Here is a 22,554-nt window from a genome sequence, read left to right as displayed (position 1 = left end):
TTCGCAAATAATCGATAGTTTTTAGTTTTTGCGTAGTTACGGAACCTATATCGATTCGCAAATGGCGGCAAACCGGAGGCCGAGCGCTCAGAGCATGACTCACAGTTCGTTCGGCTAGTTTGAAGAGATGTCAAAAGTTCCCCGCGGGGAACTCTCTCTGGTGAAGCGCCATATGGATGAGTTCCCCGCGGGGAACACCGAGGCGCTGGGGACGGAATCGGGTCGAGTAATTCTCGCATAATCATCAAAAGTGGAGTTCCGCCCTACCCTGCCCCACAAGATCAACGTCTAGGTTGAGCGCTTGGCGACAGGACCAACAAAACTACTTCAGCCCCAACCTCTCCACCAATTCCCGGCGATAGGTCCGCAAAACCGGCCAGTGCTCATCAATTACTCGCATACGCACAAACCAGCTAACGCCGTTGCCACCATGTTTATCGAGGGCGGAAATGTGATTGAGCTGAACGATGGCCGTGCGATGAATGGAGGGAAATAGCGCAGGCGGGAGAAGCACGCGCCACTCAGTCAGGGTTCGACGATCCAGTGCCGTCGTTCCATCTTCAAGCCAGACCAGCGTCTCATTTCGCTGGGAGCGTACCCCGAAAATTTGCCGAAGCGTCACACCACGATTGCCCCCTTGATGGCCGATATAGACGAGCGGCGCACCAGGCTCTTCTGCGGTAACCAAAACATCAGTTTGCCCATCATGGTAACGGGCCGTAGCGATCAACCGTGCGCAACCTGCCAAAAGAGCCGCATCATCATTGGACCAGTTGCGCTGCGCCTTGACCATGTCAAAGCCGATACAAGCCCTCAGCACATTGGCATGGAACACCGGCACCGAGAGAACGCTCTGGTCGCCTTGGCGCAGTATTTCACGTTTCAGCGTTTTGGCGGCAAACGGTAACGTGGTCACGTCGTCAATCATCACCGCCCTGCCCTCAAGCAAAGCTGCATGCAACCACGCAATCATCGATACCGGCGTATCCTGCAGGTCTTCCACATGGGATGAAACATTTCTCGCGCAACACTCATGCGTATAACGGAAGCGCGTGAGGTCTTCGTTATATTCAAACATCCAGGCACGATCGACACCGAGCCGCGAACCGAGATGGGCCAGCACATCACCAATTGCCGGATCATGCGGACGGCCGACCAACAGGTCACCGCACGCGACCACACAGTCGAGCGCTGCCTGGTGCTTCAACTCCCCGACAGGCCAGCTTCGATGTCGTTTCTGTTGGTGCATGGACGAATCACCTCATCAGACCACAGGGTTCAGAAACCTTGAAAGAGGCAAAACGCAAAAACTTTGTCCACTCGTCCGCAACTCATGTCGGTTTGGCATTACCATATTGACGCACGTCCAAGTCGTGTTTGAATTGTCTCGATACGCCGTCAGGACCACCACCGGGGACCAATATGCACCACAAGACCAGCCACACGCTTCGCATGTTTGTTTTGGCCTTTTTTGGGCTCCACCGCGTTGATGAAGCCGGTTTACGGGCAGTCGGTTACGGTCACGGGGGATGTGACGCCGGGTGGGGCAACGTTGCCGGATTGGAGTACTGTTAACGTTTATGTGGGGAGAGACGCGTCAGGAAGCTTGCTGATCACAGGCGGCGGCACGGTGTCATCAACGTACACGTGGATCGGCTACTCTTCCGACGGAGTGGGCGACGTACTGGTTTCCGGCCCCGGTACAAAACTTACCGCTAATACATGGACATGACGGGCAAGGAAAGGTGACAGACGAAAGCGGTGGCGAAGTCAATACGTATTTGGGTGAAACGGGAAAGGAAACCGGGGCGATCGGGACAATAACCGTAACGGGTGACGGTTCAAGTTGGAAAAATAACTGGTACTATGAAATAGGCCGATACGGCGATGGCACTCTAACGGTTTCTGATGGAGGTGCCTTCGGGGTTGAAGCACTTCTACGAACATTTTGTACAACACAATCCAAGTCGCGGTGTACAGCGGTTCGACTGGCACGATCAACATTGGCTCGGCGATCGGAGATACCGCGACAAGAGCGGGTATTATCGACGCCGAACGCATCCTGTTTGGTGCAGGCAATGGCAGCCTAGTCTTCAACCACACGGACACGGATTACAGCTTCGATTCCGCGTTTGCAGGTAACGGCACAATCGAACATCTGGCCGGCACAACGCTGCTTTCCGCTGACAGCACGGCATTCACCTGTCTCACCACTGTCAGCGGCGGCCGTCTCATCTATGACGACGCTCTGCTGGGTGGCACGATCGACGTGTTGGGCACGGGTGTGTTCGGCGGCAATGGCACGGCTGGCAGGGCAGGGGCCACTAATACCATCGGCAATGGCGGCATCTTGTCACCAGGTCTGGCCAGCGCGATCGGTGTTATGAACGTCGCTGGCGATCTGGTGTTTGACGCAGGTTCCACCTATGCCGTTGATGTCTCCACTGCTACCAGTGACCTGACCTCGGTTTCGGGGGACGTGACCAATGGCGCACACTTGCTGTCACCCTTCTTGATCCGCAGACAAGCTACCGCGACTACCAGATCTATAAGATCCTGACCTCAACCGGCGGCACTAACGGTGACTTCACCACGCATGCCCACAATTCGGCTTTTCTTGACGTTTCCTATGAAATTGTCGGCGACGACCTTGTTCTAACTTTGGGCATCGACAACGGGTTTGGAGGCTTCTCAGGTGCTGCGCAGACAGTAAATGAAAAAGCTGTCGCCGGGTCACTCGACACGTTGCAGCAATCTGGACAATCACTCGAACTCTACAATGCTATTCTGCCAATGAATGCAGAAGACGCGAGGTTCGCATTTCGTGAATTGTCCGGCGAAATTCACGCGAACACCTCGCCTATGCTGATTGGCGGCGCACAGTCGCTCAATACCATGATCAATGATCGTATGAAGGGCCCCAATCTACCTCCAGTAACCGGCAATGGTCTTCAGCCTCTTGGTTACGCTCGGGAGGTAGCACCCTCAACCAACTCGGAACATTTCACGAGTTTTGATGATCCGACAGGGCAGGGAACGCACCCCACACGTTTTGGCGTCTGGGCCAGCGGATTTGGCGCGTGGAGCGACATTGATGGTACGGACGGGACTTTGTCGAGCACGTGTCGACAGGCGGCGTGATCATCGGTGCTGACGGGATGATAACCGATGACTGGAAACTCGGCCTTTACCGCGGTTACAGTGGTTCGACGGCGCGAACTGACCGTGAGAAAGCCGAAAGCGATAACTATCATGTCGGGATTTACGCGGGGCGCGAATGGGGTTCGTTTTCGTTCCGTGCCGGCGCGGGTTACACCTTCAGCACCATTGATACGGCACGCTCGGTCACCAGTCTTAATCAGCGTCTAATTTCGGATTACGATGCCGATACAGTGAACCTCTTTGGCGAACTTGGCTACAAATTCGCGCTTGCTGTAACCGCGCTTGAGCCCTTCGTCAATCTGGCACATATCCGCATCAAAACCGACGGTTTCTCGGAAACCGGTGGTTCCGCTGCACTCAGCGTTGATGGCGATACTACCGATACCACCACCACGACGCTGGGTCCTCGCGCAGCGCGTACCGTCCGGCTGGGTGAGGGTGCAGCGACACTACGCGGCATGGTAGGTTGGCAGCATACTTTTGGTGACACTGCAACGACATCGACGCGCGTTTTGCGACGGGTGATAACTTCACGATATTAAATACACCGAGGGATCAGAACGCCCTGGTTATTGAGGCAGGGGTCGATTTGAGCCTTAGTGCAAACGCCACACTTGGCCTCAGCTACAGCGGTCGCATCGGTGCGGATGCCCGAGACCATAGCGCCAATGCGAAGCTGAATGTGGTTTTCTGAACGACGGGCGATCATGGCTACCTCCCCTTGCCTTGGAACCATGAATTCTTGTGGCAATGGAGCTTTGTAGCTGATGCTTCAACTCGTTTGTGAAGCTGTGCATTAATCAACGTCGCAATATTTGGTTGAAACAAACGCTTCTGTGAGTTTAGGTTCTCGGCATCCGGGGAGTCCTAATGTTCACCTTCTACCGCGTACTCATCGCCATTCTTGGATACGTTTTAGTCAGTTCGAAGAGCCCCAGGGTGACGGACGTTTTGTCCAAGTGCAATCTTTCAAAACACTCGATGAGCGCGTGTATCGCGGGGGGGAGAGAACGTCTACGGTGAGGAACCGTGGAAAGAGCAACAGTTCCTGTAGACGAGCAGCGGCTGCGCTCCACCGTCTAATACGGGAGATTCTGACGCGGCTCACCTTAAACAACACTTCACCTTTCCGGGCGTATACAATCATAAAACAATCGGGACGTGCATCTTGAATCCAATTGAACTTCTTAACGGCCTGGAAAAACTCTTCAAAAACGCAATTGTCTACGGCGTCACCGTGTTGATTATATCCAGCACGTATTGGCTGTTGTTCTGGATTGGTCTTCTTCCTCCAACTGAGTTTTATATCGAGGCTCTGAAGTGGGCGCGTTTAGCCGCAGCTGTATCGCTCGGGGTAATTGCTGTAGGAATTGCCACCTGGCTCGTTCGACTGATTATAGCAATCTCTCGAGGTTTACTAAAATTGGTGCTCCGTCCATTCGTCAAAAGGAAAAACCGGAAACGGGCACTAGAAGACATTTATCTCCTACCAGCCGAAGCTCGGCTACTCTTGTATGGTCTAACACTGCATCCAGCCGGTCGATTCACATCACCAGGAGAAAATGGCCCACTCGACTCGGCTTTTGACAGACGTCTTATCCTCCGAGAAGAAGCGTATCTATTTAGAACGATGCCACGCGGTGCGTTAATGAAAGTGTCGAGCGCAGTTATGGAACCCGTCGTGATTCAAACTCTCCGAAGATGGGTCCAATCGGATTATCCCACGGCAACAAGTGATGAACATTTGGCGATGGAAGCCGAAGTTGTCCTCAAACGCTACTACTAACCCAACTGTTAAAATCGCATCCTCGCCGCTATCAAAATTTAAACGAAGGTGTGCGAAACGCCCCTCATTGAAAAGGGGGTATTATGGACGATAACACGAAAAAAATCGTGAAGTGGGTGGGCTGCGTGGTGCTGGCTTACTTGGTGATCACGACCAGGGTGATTTCCATCGCAGAGACCGAAGGGCACAATTCCAGAATTGTGGTTGGAACGAACTTCTGGCGCTTCTACCCCGTAGATAGCGTAGCCAATTACTGTGATCGGAATGCCGGTGGAGATATGTCTATCGGCTTGGAATGCGTCGAGCAGATCTCCAAGAAGATCGCTGCCGATAAGTGGCTGATCACGCTCACCGAGAGCGATAAGCCCAACTGGAAGTTCTGAAAAATCAACCATTGATAAGCATTACTTATCAATGGTACATATACCAACTGGTAACCATACCCACTGGCGAACACTAAAATACGAATAGCATTCGTTTAACAAATCATTTACCATGATTTCAATGGTTTACGATCTCTCCAAATTGCCCATCCACACCCTGCTGAGACCGCTCAGCGATGCCACGGCAGCATTTTGTCGCCTCGATGAGCGCATTGCCCGCTCATCCGTCGGCGCAGGCTGGTGTGAACGCCAGAATTTCAGCGACGCGTGTGCTTCGCTATGGATCGATGGTGAGCTGGTGCATCTCGAAGACCTGGTGCTGCACGACGCGACCCGCGATGTGCGTGCCCCGACCCATGAACTGACCATCGCCCGCGACGTGTTGAAAACACGCCGGCGGATTGTTGCACAACCGCCCGACTGGGCGCTGTCGCCGGACGGTATTCGTAGCTTACGCCAGGACCGAACCGAGCAGGCGTGGTCTGCAACATCGTTGGGTGATGCAGGAGCCGACGCGAAAAATGAGATCGCGGATGACGAACCGTTCGCGGCAGGGCATGGGGCGTCTGAAGACGATGATCCAGATCTGCTCGATGAGTTCGCTGAAATTGATGCGCTACTCGCCAGATCCGAGGCCGCCATTGCCCAAGCTCAAACACCGGGCCGGGTAGACCCGGCCGAAAAAGATCCGTTGGTCTACGATCTCGATTGGGACGAAGACGCGCGGCTTGATGAATGGCGGACAGTGTTGCGACAGTCCAAGGACTTGCCACCGATGCTGCAGGCGATTGTTGTGTTGGACGCCTGGAACAGTGTTGATGTGTTGCAGCACGCGCCGTGGCTTGGTCGGTTACTCTCTGCGTCGCTTCTGCGGCAGGCCGGCATCACCACGCAAAACCATCTTGCCGCCATCAACACCGGCCTGAAAACCATTCCCGTTGATCGCCGCCGCCATCGCAGTCGCGAAGTTCGGCTGCTGGCAATCGCCGAAGCGTTCGTCGCGACAGCCGAGATTGGCTTAAAAGAACATGACCGGCTGGCACGATGTTCCCAAAAATTCTGTGTCGAAGGATCAATTGGGATATCTTCGCCTTCCTCCATTGCCACCTTTGTGAGAGCGGCTGATTCCGTTTGGCCGCGGAAGCGCAGCTTGTCGAACGCCTAGAACGGGCGAAAGCCTCCGGCGATCTGCCGGAGAGCGCCAATCCCGCAGCGCTCGCGGCGTTCGTGCTGGCCATGGGTCATGGCCTGGCGGTTCAGGCGAAAGGCGGCTTCAGCCGGGAGATGCTGCAGGCGGTGGCCGAGCAGGCAATGTCGAGCTGGCCTGTCGGAACTGCGGTGCCTGCTGAGGCGTGATCACGCCTCACTTTCTTGATCGCCAACGAGATGTTCGTCGTGTTGTGCGCTCGATCGCGCCGCCCGCGCTGGCTGATCTGGGGTCGTCCCGAAGGCGAAGAAAAGCCCCAGGTCTCCGTTATCCAGATCGTCAGGAGAACTGCCTGCCCAGTCGCTCGTGCTCCGCGATAAGGAACGTCAGGTAGCTGCGGATCAGATTGCAGTAGAGTCGCGCTTCATCGATCTCAAGCGCGAGACCTTCTCGCAAGTCGACACCGTGGCGCACGCCGCCGCCAGTGGGCGACGAAAGGTATCCGTGCAACGTCATCATCCAGCTCAGGATCTGCTCCTGATGCCCTCGGCCGCGCTGACGCAAGGCGGGAATGATCTTGTTGAAGTAGCGTCCTTGGATACTTGCGTCGTCGACATTGAGGCCGCGGAAGGCGGTGGCGATGGTTTCCAGCAGCCAAAGGACCTCCTGGACCGCCTGACGGCCATTGCCTTCGCTCAGGAACCGCTGAGACGTGTCGAGGGACTCATGAATGAGCGCTCGTGCCTGGATATCGAGCGACGGCGGCGCGTCCGGGACGGTAATCGGAATGTGGACGCGTGTGGCGATCAGCATGGGGGGATTGAGTTGATAGCCGGCATTGGCGTCGGCAAGGATGCGATTGATCCGCGCGGCGTCGGGCATGGTCATCGCTGGATTGCGTGCCCGAAGCTCCCGGCATGCGTCCCAGAATGCTTCGATGAAGACAGGAGCGTTCTCACCGGCGCGTTCCATATCTCGGTCGAGATCTTCGGAGGCGAAGCGCTCGTTGCTGCTCGGCCAATATTCGGCGCTGGCGGCCGCACAGAACCGCGCCTTGAAATGCTCCAGAATGGCCTTCCGTTGGCCTTGTCCGCCGATGCGATTGATCAGGTCGCGAAAGCCCTTTTGTACGGTGGGCTCTATCGCGCCGGGACTGTCGAACCGCCAATTGCCGTCGAACTGAAGCATCAAGAGCGGACACTGGCGGATTTACGCACGCGGGTGGGGCCGCGCGTCGGCGTATTCGATGCAATCACGTCGCCCAGGCTGTGAAGCTTGAGGGGCGGATGCGAAGGCAGCTTCACGGTGAGTTCGAGCTTGCCGCCGATCGCCTCGATGTAGCCGCGCAACGTCGATAGATACATATCGGCCTGCTTTTCCATCTTCGAAACCGAGGGCTGCTTGATGTTCAAGACACCGGCAACATCTTCCTGTGCCTTCCCCGCGATCTGGCGCAGTTCGCGCAGACCCTCGACCTCCTGCCGAAGCTCCTGGTAGCGGGCCTCAACCTGCTCCCGCTGGTCGAGGGGCAGCGAAGCGATGACGTCCGTAATGCTGCGTCCCATCGGGCTATTCCTTCTTTACGGATTTCAGGTTTTCCAGATGGTCGGAAAACCGCTTGTCCGCCTTTGCGATAAGCTGCTTATAAAAACGCTTCTGACTTCCGCCCGACTTGTCTCCCGCTACAAGCAGGATTGCGTTTCGCGCTGGGTCGAAAGCAATGCGGCTCGCCACTCGCCATCGCATGCTGAAAAGCGCATTTCCTTCATGTTGGAATGCTTCGAGTCCTTCAGTGTGTCGACGTAAGGTCGACCAAGTTGCGATCCGAATTCGGCCAGCAGCTTTGCGAGGGCAAGCATTTCGTTCTGCACCTCGTTCGCGAAAGCCTGAAACTCCGCCTCGAAGGCATCATGCAGTCTGACGTCCCAATCCATATAGCTTCCAGGCTATTTTAAGTCAATGGTGGAAGCCGGCATCAGTTGCCGCCCTCCGGCGCTCCGGCCTGGCGAAGCATGTCACCAATGGGCTGAGAGCCGACGCGGCAGCGAGCAATGACGCGATCGAATGAGATCACCCGCCTGCTGCGGCCGCGCTCCGTCGTGCATGTCACCTCACGGTGAAGCGCAATGCGTTCGAGCGCGACCTTTCCTTGAGCCCCCCGGTCTTCGTGAAGCTCGGGGGGCGTTGAAGTCGGCGAGCCTGACCTCGATCCAGGCGTTTGGGTCGGCCGTCTTGCCCACGCAAAGGCTGTCACCATCACCGACATAGCGAACCGTGCCAGAGAACTGCACGCCAGCCTAGGCTGGCAGAGGTGCTTTGCACGGGTCCGCATAGGCGGGGACGAACTGGCAAACGAGAACAAACACGCCGGAGAGAAGGAGCGGCCGCAAGGTCACTGTTCGACCTGACAGCGGGTATGAGGGAAACCCTGTCCGAGATTTGCATAAACTTTTCGGACTCCGATGCTGAGCAAGACAGCGGATTATCTTGATCGACCCGGCTAAGTCCAAATCAAAGCGGATTAGGCGGTGGCGCTCATCCCAAGCAGTTCATACTCGACACCGGTATCTATCGCCCGGGTTGCGAAGTTCGACACAGGCGAAAAATCCTGGCAAATCATCTTTCTCTCGGGAGGTGGCTTTTGATTGTTGTACACTGGCATGAACTGCTCTCGAAACGTTCGGAAGTCCGAATTCTGTAAAACGATGACTTCATCTTTATCCGCGTCGTTCCACAAACCTAGGAATTGAGAAGCGTATTTGCCAAAGACGCTCGATAATATGCTCATTGCTCGGTTGTCGTTGAAATCGTAGTCGTCCCAGATCCTTACCCCGACCCGGGTCGGCTTCACGAAGATTCGATCGTCGCCCGCTTTCTTCGATATTTCGGCCTCGAGATAGGCGCGCGCAGCGAAGGGACCAATCGCTGCATAGGCGTCCGAATTCAATGGATTTTCGCCATTGGCAGCGTAGGTGTCCGTTCCGGGGCCACGCGTTTCCAGTAAGATCATCGGATTTTCGACTGTCGCCTCGAAGTCCGGAGATTTTTCGGTCCACTCATCTTCTTTTTTACGGCGCGCGGCGACATTTGCTGCGAATGTGCGAAGGTGCTCCCACCGTTCGTCGAACGCTGTCTCCCCGCGGCTCATCTGTGGAAGCGTGGCAATGGCCTTCTCGAGCGTGGCGCTGACCACCCGTTTGACAGTCGCGCTCCCGTCGAACTCGCTTAGCTGAAACCGGCAGATTGACCGCGTCGGCTTTTGGCCTACCCGCTCAAGCTGGTGTTTTTTGGAACTGCCGTACTGCCAAAGTTCTGCAAACTCGCTTGCCATCGGAAATTTCGTGCCGAAGGTGCGGGGCAGCAAATAGATTGCAACATGCGCGCGGTTCGTCAGCAGCTCTGCAGGCAGCTCGCTCCCTTTCAGATTGCCACTGCTCCAAGTTAAAGCTACAACGGATTTTGCAGCTGTCGTTGAGGCTTTCAGCGCCGCCGAAAAGATGTTTGGTCCATTCGTGCCTCCTTCGTCGGGGCTTGCGAGCATCATTAAGGCTCCTTGTACTTGACGCTAAAGCCGAGGTCCTCATTTCGAAGAGTGACGTTTTGCTTGAACCATGTATGCGTTCTGTCGATGATGTTATCATCGCCTTCTGAAAAGCGACGAGGCAGTTTGAAAATTAGAATGCCGTCAACTTTAGTTGCTTCCTGCAAGAAGCTTCCACCTTTGAATTTGACAGGCGACGACAAGATCAATGTCCAACCGCGGTTCCACAATAACCCCGGAACAAGGCGGAGCTTCACTTCTACATGACCGTCGTCCATAAGAAGCGTATCGCGATCCGTTACGAACACCTTGCTGGGATCTACCAGCCCCCCCAATCCCACGATTTGCTTGGAGGCACGAGCATCCAGATATCTGGCGCGCGCATCAAGGAGCTTGTTTTCCCTTTCCACTCGGCCTTCTTCGAGACGTCTCATATTCTCCGAGTATTTCTCTGTAGCGGGGCGTTGGCCAACGTAGACATCGACATAGAGCCCGCCTGAATCGTACGCAAAATTAGTTTTCTCTTGCCAGAACGGTAGCCCGATCAGATCATCGTCAATTTCCTCTTTTTCGCGCACCATGGACAGCCAATTGCTTCGGTCGCCATCTTCCGCTGCGATCAGGCTGGTGTCGATCAGAGTGTTTGCCACGTCCCGGAACTTCTGCTGAAGTGTCATGATGCGTTGGTCACGCGAACTCTTTCTGTCAGAGATCAAGAGGTGAAGCGCGCCGTCGCTGGCTCCATCACCGTCTTTCGGTTCTTCTGGCGGCTTTCCAGGGTACTCTTTGTACTTTTCCAAAACCAAGGCATGCAGTTCTGCTGAAAGCGCTGCTTTTTGCTCTTGGGTAAGCTTGGTGAGATCAAACGGGAACCTACCTTCCTCGGTTAGCCAGTCGACAAGGTCTGTTAGCTCGTCGCGAGCAAACACCATCTCGTCCACAAGATCGGTCGATGCGAAAATCGAGCGCCCCCCTCGCACGATATATTCGAACTCATCGAGTTTAAGGACGCTTTCGAACGCGTTGTAAAGGCGATAGAACGCGATGTTGAGCGTGCTTCCCTCGTTGATATTGCGCACGCGGAACGTTGTCGTATTTTCGCTGGTCGTCTCGATCGACTCCGAAACAGAAACGCTCCGCTCTTCCTTGGATCGGCGGTTCACCTCCTGTGAGGCGCGTTGCACTGAACGATTAAGCTGTCGAGCCACTTCCTTCGTCGTGTTGGTTTTCGAGAAGTTTGCGCTTCCGGAGATCCCCGCATAAGAGCCTGATAGTCCACCGCTGAACGACGTGGTCGTCTCGTTCTCTTTGCGGACCTCTTTTTCGAACACTGTCTCAAAGTCTGCCCGGTCGATACGCGTAATGTCGACGAGAGAGGTGGCAGTTTCACTTCGGCTGCTATTGTATCGTTCAGAGGTCTTCAGCGTGACTTCCCGCTGCTCACCCGGGCTCAGCGGGATCGTCGTAGCGAGTTCCCCAAGAGAAACCCCACTCCATGTGAATCGATAGGATAGACGCTCCCGTAGACTGATCTCCGGGAAGGAAGTGACGACGATATCGGGAACGGGTCGAACGAAAAGATTGTAACCAACAATGAAGGTCTCACCGATCAAAGTGATTTCCTTCTGCGGCAGGGCGATGACGCAGTGGATGCGAAAATCCTCATTTTCTTGGCATAACGAGAGGATCTCGCTGGGTGTCGATCCGTCAGCAGCTCTGAGACCGAGCTCAGTAAATTGAAAGAGAAACGTGCTGTACCCTTTAGATTTGTAAAGTTCGAGCACCTCGATCCATGGATCGTAGTCGATCTTTGCCGCCTCATAATAGTCGAAGGTTTTGGAGTTGTAGATCGGCACCTGCCAGCTACGGCTGCTTGCTCCGATCCCGAAGAATCCGCTGCTTGAGCGCGTCACGGTCTGATAGGTCGTCCAGCATGCTGTTTTGCTAGATTTCACATAGAGGTCACCTTCTTTGAGATCGAGGGCCACCGGCGCGCCTGTCCCGTCCTGATAAACGGTGATTGTTGTCGGCGCCGTGAAAAGATGGAAGTTGAGGTCAGACGCCGCATCAGCGAGTTGGCGTTTCTTTGCTTGAAGTTCCGATCCGAAATTTTTCAGGTCGCGGAACTGCGCGATCAGAGCGGGAATGACCTCAACTTGAGATGTTTGAATTGCCTTGCTGACATCAGACGCTTTCGCCGAAAGACTTGTAGCGAGCTCGTCCTCATTAATCAGTGTTCGATATTGACGCGCTATGGTCGCTGCATCCGCTCTGACGTTCTCGACAGCGGGAAAATGCTTTCTGGCGCGATCAATCGCTTTGGCCGTAGCCGCGTCCTGCTCCGCCTGATCGGCCGGTTTTGCGCCGGGGTAGAACACCTGGACAAGAGCAGTGATCTTGTCCCATTGCGCTTCCCAAGCGCCATCACGAAAGGCTGCTAGTAGCGGATAGGTGACGCCGGTATCGGTTTCAATTACCGGCTGGTACCAACGTATTCCCGCATTGGTCGGCACCTGCAAAACGCAGCCTTGGACAATCGCAATTGTCTTATCGACTTCTGGAGGTAGCTTGTACGCAGCAAGCCGACCCTTGAAGAAAGTGGGATAGTCAGCTGGGGTTGCAACGGCGTTTCGTGCTGCGCTGGGATCGGGCACGTAAGCCGGCCAAGGCTCGACAAGATCAAAAACGTTTGCGTCGATCGTTGCGTTGTCGGGCGCCACACCGGCGAGCTTCCATGCCTTCTCGACATAGGCTCGTAGCAACGCCGAGTTTGTCGCCGAGACCGCAACGCCAATTTTTTTAAGTATCTCGGTCCAGTCTTTACCATCTACATCGATCGCATTCGATCGTGAGAATGAGTAAGCGTTGGGTGCGTCTTCGACCTTATAAGGTCCGGACAAGAACAAGGCATCGCCTAGCGACCTTGTTCCTTTCAGTCCCTGAAATTCGGCGCCATCTGTCGTCTTGACAACGTCATTCATATCACCATCCCCCCGGACATAGAGTAATTAATGCACGTAATTCGTGTGACGGCAATGGATCCTTTATAAATTTATACGTGCTGACAGTTCAAATACGTTGCTTGCGCCAGAAGAGGCGTCAACGGCTGTACAATGCGCATGCGGAACTCCAAACATGATGAAATAGACTGGCGCAAAATCGTGATCCGTTTCAGAAGGATAGGAACTTCCCCCCGCGAGCGGACTCGATGTTTGTGCTAGCCAAAGCGTTCGTTCGACCGCGGGGGACGCCTAACGTTGGCCGTTCGATCGATCTTCGTCTGCTATCGCCTAAACAATGCGTAGATCCATTCCGGCATGGGGGAACACGCGTGCGATTTCGGAGGCAACCTTCGCCCAATGCCAGAATTCAGCCATGTCTCCTGCGGAACGACTGCGCGCAGCCAGACGCTGTGCGCTATAGTAAGCGGCGTGTTCGTCATCGCGGATGAGTGTCCGCGCATCAGCCTGGCAACGGCGCCGGATATTGCGCCTTTTCTCAATCCATCTCGCAAAACTTCGAAGCATCTGCGCTCTGTCTCTGAATTTTAAAGACCTAGGATACCGGACATACAGATAACCAAGCTGGTTGCCGCCTTAATCGCACCCGTCGATGTATGTTTTTCGCTGTTAGGAATAAGAGGTTACCGGCGCTTTCGCGTCTTTCTGGCGTTGCTGAATGCTTACCAGCCATGTCTCGAGTTTTACTACCTCGGCAACGAGGTCGGCATGCGAGACGGTGTCAGGATTAAGCGTTTCTGCGGCAATGTGCATCTCTTCCGACAAGCGACCGCGAGCGGCCGTCACAGTCTTAACGTCGTCGTCGGTAATGATCGCGAGCTTGAATAGGCTGTTGCCCTTTATCGCATTGTCAAACCGCGCAAGGACCGGGAAGACGAAGTCTGCGATGCCTTGGTCCCAGGATTCCCTGAGCTGTTCTATGATTCCTTTGCTGAATATAGTTCGCCTTGCGTCCGGCCAGGAATCAAACTGATACTTTGCCTCTTTAAGCTCCGAACGCAGTGCATGCGCCAACTGTTGCGCGGACTTGGCCTTCATCGGCAACTCAGCCTCGACGAAGCCGGGCCGGCTCTGTTTTCGGCAAACGGTCTGATATGAAACCGGTCGGGCCTTTGCATCGGCCTCACGACGAAGCTCAAACAGAAACGTCAGATCGTGCGTGAACACGATGACCTGCCGGTGTTCCGCCTCTTCGATCAACCGTGCGGCCACCGCCTTGCGATGGATGTGATCAAGCGACGACATCGGGTCATCGAAGACAATGCTGGAGTATTGTTTGGAGGTAACGAGCTCAGCCAGAAACGCTGCGAGCGCGACGCAACGATGCTCCCCTTCACTGAAGATCTCGCCTACCGGTTCGTTAGGCTTTTCAACAAGACAAACCTGAAAATAGGAAACGGCGTTCGAGTCTTTTACTTTTCGAAGTTCTACCGGCATGCGAGCAAGTTTCAACTTATCGATCTCACGCGCGAATCGACCGCGGAGAGCGTTCGTCACGAGCTTGTCGGAAAGTTCCTTATTCTTTGTGGTGACGGACCGCTTCGCCGTATCTTTCGCGGCCTTGGCTATAACTTCCGCCGTTTTGCGTCGTTCGATCTCCGCCTTGATGTCCGCGAGCAACGGCCCAAGCGCTTCTCTGTCCTTGAGTTCTCGAAACTCTTTGACCAGCGCAAGGTGCTCTGGGCTGTTCTGGTCGGCGGACAATTGCTGGGCACGCGTCGCTAAACCGGCCGATAAGGTGGCAAGTTCATTCTCGGGCACCATCGCGGGTTGGCCTGGAGCAGCTGCGCCTCGGAGGAGGGCACGAAGCCGCCACGCGGCTTGAATGCAGCAGGCTTTAAGCGAGGCCGCCAGCGCAGCATCGCCAATTTCATTGGCGACGAGGCTGATGAACTGACGGCGCGCTCCAACATCCATGCCTTTGCCAGCTGCTTTTTTTAGCGCGTCGCTGTGAGCCTTTTCCGCAGCCTCTTCGTCAGCCTTAGTCGAGCCTTTGACGAAGCTCTCAAAGGTGATTTGGCGCGCTACAGCGTCATGTCCCATAGGCTGTTGGCATAGGACGCAAAGCTCATCAAGACCGGTTGGGTGCGGGAACGTCCTGGTCGGATAGGCAACCTCGTCCGAATATTTGCGGGCGGCTTCCCATAGTGCGCGCCATGTCGCCTTGCCCACGTCGGGCAGTGGCGATGCGGCAAAGAGCGAGCTTGAAGCAAGCTTGGCACTGTCGGCTTTCGTTTCCCATTCGGACTTCAGCACCGCGCGCGTGGCAAAGGCCGCTGGAGAGGCCGCATCCACCAGGTTTTTGAGTTTGGAGATAGCGTCGTCGAGCCTGGCTTTTTGGGAAGTGATTTTCGCCGCGGCACGTTTGGGATCCTGCGCCAGATCGCTTTCGACTGTCGCAAGATGGGCCGTCTCGGCGTCTGACAACTGCGCCAGCAGATCAAGCTGCGCGACGCTGGATTTTGCGGAAAGGTTGTGAACGAAGGCGCCGGCAGCGGTATCGGTCTGAAGTTGAGGCGATTTGATCGCCAATGGTGTCTTGGCATCAATATCGGCTAGCCTATCGTCGAGCTTTGCCTTCAACTGATCGCACGCTGAGGCCAAAGCCTCCAAAACTCGCATTGGTTGCGGGATATATGCCACTGCGTTCGTCTTCTCGACGTGGACATTGGCACTCCTGGAGTCGAAAATGCTGATCGACGGCAGATCGGCATGGCTCGGCGCGTCAGCGCTCCACGCGAACTCATCCTCTGTGGCGCCCCGAAGGAAAACGATATTTGCTTTCTGGGGGGTGGCGGCTGCATCCTCGACGTCGCGCAGAATTGTGATGTTGCGATCACGGGTGCGGCAGGCGTGTTTCAGGATGCGGACGTAGCCAGATTTGCCTGAACCGTTATCTCCATAAACGATCGACAGTCCGGTTTGCGCAAATTCAAGCTTTTGATCGAAGGCGAGGGCGTTGACGCCGGTGGGGTTCTCAATTCTGAGCACGCTTACCGGCGAGCCCAGAATAGTTTGAGATGACACGTCTGCGTCTGAGAGTGGCGTATGCGGCAGCGTCGGATCAAGGCAAATTTCGAGAAGCTCGCCGATCGCCTCGGCATCCAGACCCTCGTTTTGCACGAGACGGCGCAACGCGTCCCGTTGCCACGCCGGTCGCGTCGTGGACCACGCGAGCACTTCGGCGAAAGCAAGGTTCTCGGTGAGGGTCTCTTCGTTGGTAGATTGTGCGTCAACCATCAGTCCTTGCCACCTTTCTTTTCGTAGTTCAAAGCCGGGAGAATGAACGGCTGGCCATGGTCGATGGGTACGCGGATTGACGTTTCTCCCCACTCAGCGGGGGCTGCAAGCGCGATGATGAAGCGCGAGGAGAGGTCGGCATACTCGCCCTCGGGAAGTGGAGTGTGCCGTTCTGGCAGCCGACGGAATAGATGAGTGTGGTAAACCCATACGTCGTTGCCTCTGAGGAGCACGAGAAGCTGTTTGATCCTACGGCGGATGGCGATTTCTTCGCTTGGTGATACTTTCTCAAGAATGCTGCGAACTGACCAGGTTAGGCCGTCCAGAATAGCGACAAGTTCTTGCGTATATTCGGCTGCCTCATCTGTTAGAGAGATCATGATCTCACAGGCAAAGTCGTTCGAGCTATTTGCCTGCTTGAACAACAAACCTTCGTCCATCGTCACGTTCGCGAGGTCGTAATCATATCTGGGGACCAAGCACTCTTTGTGAAACTCGGCTAAGGCTTCAGAAAAGATATTCCCGCTAGGTGGCGGCTCTGGCGGGGTATTGTCACAAGGAAACGAAATCTGCTCGCGGCGGACGTTTAGAACCTTCGCGAGACGATCAAGAACACCGATTGTTACCGGCGCATTTTTGTTCTCGATCTCGCGCAGCGTTCGCTCACTGACGCGCACTTCATAGGCCAGCTCTTTTTGGGTCGAGACATGCTCAGCGTTAGTCCTGAGCGTCTTGATTTTACTTCCATCCGGAATGACTTTCTTCACTGTTGCCTCTGCTGTAATTGCTGATTTAGGCACAGTATAACAATCAAATTCAGGACGGTCGGCAACAAACCGGCAGCGCACCGGCAATCGGACGGCGAATCTGAGAGATCACTTGGAAGGACTGGCATCATCGGCGGTCCATCGCGATGTCCTCCTGATACTGATGCCACCCGTGCATATCTTGGATCGGTTCGACCATAATTTCGTCGAACTCGTCGATTTGGCGATGCAGGCGGTCATACTGATCGAGGACGATGAGATTGTCGGCGCCTTGCCGCAGCTTTTCGGCTTGCCGGCGCCAGCTCGGAAACGGCAATTTCGCGTGGCGAGGTTTCCACTTGGGGAGAAGCTTTTCATTAGCCTCAACAAGAACACGACTTCCGCGCGCGATTGAGAGCTTGCCCGGATCGAAAGGTTCGAACGGGAGCTGCCTGGCTTTTAATTGCCGCTCGCGTTCGCGATGACTGCGCACAATTTCGTCGATCGTGTCCGCTTCGAGTTGAATGCGTCTCAGCGTCGATATGGGATCATCCTTACCGCTGCGCCCCAGGGCGATGAAGTTGAAGTCGGCCTCAGACCTGTCGGCGAGAGCAGACAGATGGTCGGCAAGCGCGTTCTTCAGCGATGGCTGATAAGGTGCGGTGCGCGCGGCGACTCGACCGCAAAAAGCAGCGATGTCCGCTTTGCAGGAATATTTACGGGCGCCCTCTAGCTCCGGAAAATGTACAACGATCTTGCCGTTTGCGAGAGGCTCCTCCCAACGGAGGAACCGGATGGGCCGAAGCAGCTGTGGCGCATGAGCAAGCGTGAGCTTGAGATACAGGCCGGCGAGAGGTCCGATGACGGGATCGTCTTGCAAGCCCACGTGATAGAGCTGATTGCGATAGCTATGTAGAATTAAAACCGATCTTGCGTCTGGTTCGGAGAGAAAGTCAGCGCGTTTTAAGAGAGTAATTTTCGCGTCAAACGCCTGACCTCGTCCGGCAGCTTTATCTTTCAGAGTCAATGCGGGTATCGAAGCCCGGCCGTCTTCCTCGATTAGTTCCACACACCGCTGGTGGCACATCAACTCGAATGCGTTGTCGATCAGTATGAGAGCCAATCGACTGCTCAGCGGACCGCCGGCCAAAAGCTCGGACGCCGCTCTGTCTAGCTGTTCGGCGAGCGGTAAAATGAGCCGCATCAGATCAGCACTTTCCAATTTGGTGCATCGAATTCGACAAAGCGGCTCACGACCGCCCCACCGCCTGCCGCAGCTTCACCGTGCATGTGATTCCACGGTGAAGCGGGTGATGAGTAATCAACAAATACTCTATGGCCCCAGGGCAATAGTGCAACAGCCTGTTGCACAAATTCGCCATCAGGCCAGGCTTCTCGGCGTCTGACTGTTTCGGTATCGACCGCAGAGCGGGTCGAGCGCGGTGAAAAGGTGAGCGTGGAAAATCTCGACAGGATCGCTGTCGCGCTGGGGTACGAGACGGGCAAGCTTCACGCTCCGCGCATACCGCTTGGTGCAAACAAGGCGGCGGAAGATCTGATCGAGACTTACGGCTACCTCGAACAGGTGTCGGTCGTGCCACTGAAAACCCAGAAGGCCATTCGAGACGCGGCGAAGTGCGCCGGCATCCTGGTTCACAAGCACGCCGTCCCGGAGGGGCACGACGACTATATCGCAAACCTGCCCGAATGGATTGACCTGGCTGGGTTCATATTGAGCGAGGAAATCGAAAGGGATGGTCAGGAACCCAATAGGCGTCGCCTCTATAGGGACATTCAGGACCATGTTACCGAAATGGAGCGGCAAGGGCTGACGGTGCTCGTTGGTGTTATGGACGCTCCCCAGCCACGATTTCCCGATGTGAAAGTCGCCATACTCGCCATCACGACGAAAGCCGCTGATCCGGGTGCGGTAAAACGGGAGCACGTCTGGGTCGATCGTCGCAACGTCAGCAATCTCAGCTTTGACGTTCCCGACATGGACCCGTAGACGCTTTCCGGGTCGCAGATACCATCGAGCCAGCCGGGCAGCATTCGGCCGTGTAGTGCAATCGTTCCGTTCGAACTCTCTTGTGGAACAGGCGGCTTGCAAGAGGTCGCCCGACCTTCTCGGCGTTGCGGCGGCCGGGGAGCCATACTACCTTTGAGGGTACAGTCAAGGGTCCGCATTTCATTTGCCAGGAGGCGACGTGGATACGCTTTTCAAAGAAGATCTGGAAATTTCGCTTCCGCCGCAATTCGCGATAGCTGGTAAAATCCACGGTGCATCTGTCAGGAAACTCGGCCATCCCGGGCGCAAGCTGATCGCCACTGCGAACGAGTTTACCGAAAAGCGAGTTCGGGGACTGTTTCTCCGCAGTCCCGATGGACGGCGCGAGGTGGCAGTGATCCCCCGAAGGACCGACGTGGTTCTGCCCAGCGACGAGATACTGCGCCATCCGGCGGCGGCAAGCCTCGCGGAATTCCGGAAAGACTCGACCCCTGGCGTCTGGATCAAACCCGTCGCAGCCAATGCCACCGGCATCTCGATCAAGGAATTCGAAGGCAGGTGCGACGAAATCCGCCGATCTTGGCGAGGGGCGTTCACCTTTACCGAAGAGCGTATCGTCGGCGACATCGTTGTCCAGCCCGGTCTTAGGAAGCCGCAAATAGGTGCGATACATGCCGCCCTCGGCCATTGGACCGCTTCTTCCGCCCCAGCGACCATCGTAATGCCAACCGGAACTGGCAAGACCGAGACGATGCTAGCGCTGATGGCCGTCGCCGAGGTCGAGCGGCTTCTTGTCGTCGTGCCAAGCGATGCCTTGCGGACGCAGATCTCGGAAAAGTTCCTGAGCCTCGGGGTTCTCAAGGATAGCGGCTGTCTCGCTGTGGACGCGAAATTGCCCATCGTTGCGACCCTCGATAAAGTCCCAAAGTCGGTCGAAGAGGTCGACGGCATCTTCAGGCGGGTCAACGTCGTCGTTACGACGATGGACGCGGTCGCCAAGGCAAACGGGGAAGTCCAGTTGAGGATGGCGGAGCTTATCAGCCACCTTTTCGTCGACGAAGCACACCATATCGCCGCCAAGATGTGGCGGGAATTTAGGGGGCAGTTTGCGAGCCGCACCGTCCTGCAGTTCACCGCGACGCCGTACCGAACCGACGGGCGACGCGTCGACGGCAAGTTCATATACAACTACCCGCTCGCCAAGGCGTATGCCGAGGGGTACTTCAAGAAAATCCACTTCAAGCCAATTTACGGTCTCGACCGGGACGACGCCGACCTGCGGATCATCCAGGCCGTAAAGGCTGCATTGGTCCAAGACGAAGCCGAGGGCCATGTTCATCTTGCGATGGCGCGTTGTCGGATAATCGATACCGCCGTCAAGCTGCATCGTCTCTATTGCCAGCTTCTGCCGGAGTACAATCCCGTCATCGTTTACAGCAGCCTCTCCGCCAAGGCGAAGCTGGAGGCGCTCCGGAAGCTGAGGTCTGGAGAGAGCAGGATCGTGGTGTGCGTAGACATGTTAGGTGAGGGCTTCGACCTTCCCGAACTCAAGATTGCGGCGCTTCACGACAAGCATCAGAGCGAAGCAATTACCGTTCAGTTCGTCGGGCGGTTCACCAGAACGCGGAAAGACCTCGGCGATGCGACGGTGATCGCCAACGTCGTGGCCGCCGGCATGCGGGACAGTCTTCAGGCACTCTATAATGAAGACGCCGACTGGAACCATCTGCTCGAAGGTCTCGGAACCCGTAACACCGCCCGCGAAGAGCGGCGGCAGGAAGTGTTCGAGGGTTTCGATCAGCCGCCGACGGATTTTCCACTAGATCAGGTGACACCTCGCCTCGGCGCGGTCGTATACGAGACCACTTGCGAACGATGGGATCCAAACAGGATCGTCGAAGCCTATGGACCTGGCTCTATCATCGAAGGTCCGTCGATCAACTACGCCGAGCGGCTTGCGGTCTGGGTTCTGAAAACCGAAGAGAAGCTCAAGTGGACGTCGATGCGCCAGCCCGTAAATTCGGCGTATCACCTGTACGCATGCCATTGGGATGACGAGCGGCAGCTTCTCTACGTCAGCAGTTCGAACCTGAGCGATCTTCACGCTAGGCTGGCCGAAAAGGTTGCCGGCGCCGATGCGAAGCGAATTCGCGGAGACGACGTCTTCAGGGTGCTGGACGGCTACAAGCGTTTAATCCTAAGCCATCTTGGCCTTTCGGAAGCGGTCCGGAAGCCAATCAGGTATTCCCAGTTCATGGGCAGCGACATCGCTCCCCAGCTTACCGACGACCCCGCCAATCGCGGTCGGATGAAGACGAACATCTTTGGCCAGGGTTACACCGCGAGTGGCAAGTCGACGATCGGTTGCTCCACGAAGGGAAAGATCTGGTCTTACGAGTCGGTGCATGGCTTTGCAGGCTGGATGGAGTGGTGCAAGGTCATCGGTGCGAAGCTGCAGGACTCATCAATCCAGCCCGACGGTATTCTGCGTCGCTTGGTTCAGCCCACCAAGCTCACCTCGATGCCCGAAAAGCACGCCGTCGCCATTAATTGGCCGGAGGCGGTCCTCCATGTAGATGATGACCGTGTCGATCTAGTTTTCGGCGCTGTCTCGGTCCCGTTCTACGATTGCGAGATCCGCATCCTATCCCAGGTGCCCGGAACCGAGATCGTCATGAGGGTCGGCGGAGATGACAGGTTTGTCGATGTCATGATGACCATAGACGGTTCCGGTGCGCATTATACCCCGACCGCCGCGAGCGGCGTCCGCATCGGCAAGAAGACCACGGATCTGGTCTCCTGGTTTAAGGACGATCCGCCCCATATCTACTTCGCTGACGGAAACATGCTTTTGGCGTCCGAGCTGCTCAAGCTGCCTGATGACCATGCTCCGCCGTTCGATCCCGACCGCCTGGTCGTCCGGGACTGGTCAGGCGTCAACATCAGGAAGGAGTCACAGGGCAGAAAGAAGGATGCGACAAGCATCCAGCGCCGCGTCATCGACGAACTGCTGCAGAACGGTGGGTTCGATGTTGTTTTCGACGATGACGGTTCTGGCGAATCCGCAGACGTCGTAGCGATCAAGAAAGAGGGGGACGTCATCACGGTGGCGATGTTCCATTGCAAGTACTCGAGCGATCCTACCCCGTCCGCCAGGGTTGATGATCTCTACGAGGTATGTGGCCAAACACAAAAGGCGATCCGCTGGAGGGAACGGCCGGATCTCCTGTTCGCCCGGTTAAGAAAACGCGAGACGGCGATACAGAAGAAGTTTGGGCTTTCAAGGTTGGAGAAGGGCAGCGTTATCGATCTGATCCAATGGCATAACCGCTGGAGCGAGTTCGACTATCGTTTTGAGATGACCGCGGTCCAGCCTGGGTACTCGAAATCGGAGGCAATCCGACAGCAGGATAAAGGGCAGCTGGAAATTCTCGCCGCAACACAATCCCTGCTAATGGACACGTGGGCCATACCATTCACGTTCCAATGCAGTCCTTGAATTGAAGATTTGAACCTGCGGG

The 22,554-nt window shown here is 55.8% G+C and carries 17 protein-coding genes and 3 pseudogenes; 11 read left to right on the top strand and 9 right to left on the bottom strand.

Annotated elements, in window-relative coordinates; translation table 11 throughout:
- Positions 1 to 322 precede the first annotated feature (322 nt).
- Complete coding sequence (locus tag ACZ5FM_RS27560; RefSeq protein ID WP_464041613.1) at positions 323 to 1,249, bottom strand: GAF domain-containing DNA-binding protein; 927 nt, start codon at positions 1,247 to 1,249, stop codon at positions 323 to 325.
- A gap of 496 nt (positions 1,250 to 1,745) precedes the next feature.
- Between ACZ5FM_RS27560 and ACZ5FM_RS27555 the strand changes: the two are divergent.
- The 9 genes and pseudogenes from ACZ5FM_RS27555 to ACZ5FM_RS27515 all read left to right on the top strand — a co-directional run.
- A pseudogene (locus ACZ5FM_RS27555) lies at positions 1,746 to 1,907 on the top strand (hypothetical protein); the annotation flags it as partial.
- 41 nt (positions 1,908 to 1,948) lie between these two features.
- Entirely contained in the window at positions 1,949 to 2,560 is a 612-nt protein-coding gene (locus ACZ5FM_RS27550) for a hypothetical protein (RefSeq protein WP_464041708.1), read from the top strand.
- Between the two features lie 101 nt (positions 2,561 to 2,661).
- Positions 2,662 to 3,141, top strand: coding sequence for a hypothetical protein (locus ACZ5FM_RS27545; RefSeq protein WP_464041612.1), 480 nt, complete (start codon positions 2,662 to 2,664; stop codon positions 3,139 to 3,141).
- Entirely contained in the window at positions 3,123 to 3,704 is a 582-nt protein-coding gene (locus ACZ5FM_RS27540; protein ID WP_464041611.1) for an autotransporter outer membrane beta-barrel domain-containing protein, read from the top strand. Before ACZ5FM_RS27545 ends, ACZ5FM_RS27540 begins: the two co-directional genes overlap by 19 nt.
- Positions 3,662 to 3,856: an autotransporter outer membrane beta-barrel domain-containing protein gene (locus tag ACZ5FM_RS27535; protein WP_464041707.1), complete on the top strand. Its 195-nt coding sequence runs from the start codon at positions 3,662 to 3,664 to the stop codon at positions 3,854 to 3,856. The genes ACZ5FM_RS27540 and ACZ5FM_RS27535 overlap by 43 nt, the downstream gene beginning before the upstream one ends.
- 474 nt (positions 3,857 to 4,330) lie before the next feature.
- A complete protein-coding gene (locus tag ACZ5FM_RS27530) occupies positions 4,331 to 4,948 on the top strand; it encodes a hypothetical protein (RefSeq protein ID WP_464041610.1) in 618 nt (205 codons plus the stop codon).
- Positions 4,949 to 5,031: 83 nt separating this feature from the next.
- The gene (locus tag ACZ5FM_RS27525) at positions 5,032 to 5,331 is read left to right on the top strand and encodes a hypothetical protein (RefSeq protein ID WP_464041609.1); all 300 of its coding nucleotides are present in this window, start codon (positions 5,032 to 5,034) and stop codon (positions 5,329 to 5,331) included.
- Positions 5,332 to 5,443: 112 nt separating this feature from the next.
- Complete coding sequence (locus tag ACZ5FM_RS27520) at positions 5,444 to 6,496, top strand: RHE_PE00001 family protein (protein ID WP_464041608.1); 1,053 nt, start codon at positions 5,444 to 5,446, stop codon at positions 6,494 to 6,496.
- Positions 6,457 to 6,687: pseudogene (locus ACZ5FM_RS27515) on the top strand (TetR/AcrR family transcriptional regulator); the annotation flags it as partial. The gene ACZ5FM_RS27520 and the pseudogene ACZ5FM_RS27515, both read left to right, overlap by 40 nt.
- Before the next feature lie 130 nt (positions 6,688 to 6,817).
- Here the strand turns inward: ACZ5FM_RS27515 and ACZ5FM_RS27510 are convergent.
- From ACZ5FM_RS27510 to ACZ5FM_RS27475, 8 genes and pseudogenes are all read right to left on the bottom strand, one after another.
- Entirely contained in the window at positions 6,818 to 7,666 is an 849-nt protein-coding gene (locus ACZ5FM_RS27510; RefSeq protein ID WP_464041607.1) for a hypothetical protein, read from the bottom strand.
- Complete coding sequence (locus ACZ5FM_RS27505; protein WP_464041606.1) at positions 7,666 to 8,043, bottom strand: XRE family transcriptional regulator; 378 nt, start codon at positions 8,041 to 8,043, stop codon at positions 7,666 to 7,668. Before ACZ5FM_RS27505 ends, ACZ5FM_RS27510 begins: the two co-directional genes overlap by 1 nt.
- Positions 8,044 to 8,047: 4 nt before the next feature.
- Positions 8,048 to 8,412: pseudogene (locus tag ACZ5FM_RS27500) on the bottom strand (type II toxin-antitoxin system RelE/ParE family toxin).
- Between the two features lie 587 nt (positions 8,413 to 8,999).
- Positions 9,000 to 10,022 (bottom strand): hypothetical protein, encoded by a 1,023-nt coding sequence (locus ACZ5FM_RS27495; protein ID WP_464041605.1) that lies wholly within the window; start codon positions 10,020 to 10,022, stop codon positions 9,000 to 9,002.
- Positions 10,022 to 13,000: a hypothetical protein gene (locus ACZ5FM_RS27490; protein WP_464041604.1), complete on the bottom strand. Its 2,979-nt coding sequence runs from the start codon at positions 12,998 to 13,000 to the stop codon at positions 10,022 to 10,024. Before ACZ5FM_RS27490 ends, ACZ5FM_RS27495 begins: the two co-directional genes overlap by 1 nt.
- A 648-nt stretch (positions 13,001 to 13,648) precedes the next feature.
- A complete protein-coding gene (locus tag ACZ5FM_RS27485; RefSeq protein WP_464041603.1) occupies positions 13,649 to 16,279 on the bottom strand; it encodes an AAA family ATPase in 2,631 nt (876 codons plus the stop codon).
- Positions 16,279 to 17,046, bottom strand: coding sequence for a helix-turn-helix transcriptional regulator (locus tag ACZ5FM_RS27480; RefSeq protein WP_464041602.1), 768 nt, complete (start codon positions 17,044 to 17,046; stop codon positions 16,279 to 16,281). Before ACZ5FM_RS27480 ends, ACZ5FM_RS27485 begins: the two co-directional genes overlap by 1 nt.
- Before the next feature lie 127 nt (positions 17,047 to 17,173).
- A complete protein-coding gene (locus ACZ5FM_RS27475; protein ID WP_464041601.1) occupies positions 17,174 to 18,247 on the bottom strand; it encodes a hypothetical protein in 1,074 nt (357 codons plus the stop codon).
- 228 nt (positions 18,248 to 18,475) lie between these two features.
- Between ACZ5FM_RS27475 and ACZ5FM_RS27470 the strand changes: the two genes are divergently transcribed.
- Positions 18,476 to 19,033, top strand: coding sequence for a hypothetical protein (locus ACZ5FM_RS27470; protein ID WP_464041600.1), 558 nt, complete (start codon positions 18,476 to 18,478; stop codon positions 19,031 to 19,033).
- 199 nt (positions 19,034 to 19,232) lie between these two features.
- The gene (locus ACZ5FM_RS27465) at positions 19,233 to 22,532 is read left to right on the top strand and encodes a DEAD/DEAH box helicase (RefSeq protein ID WP_464041599.1); all 3,300 of its coding nucleotides are present in this window, start codon (positions 19,233 to 19,235) and stop codon (positions 22,530 to 22,532) included.
- Positions 22,533 to 22,554: the final 22 nt, after the last annotated feature.

The sequence above is a fragment of the Agrobacterium sp. 5Ca50 genome (assembly GCF_055381905.1).
Note: the sequence above shows the minus strand (reverse complement) of the source record. Positions and strands in the feature narration are given on the sequence as shown.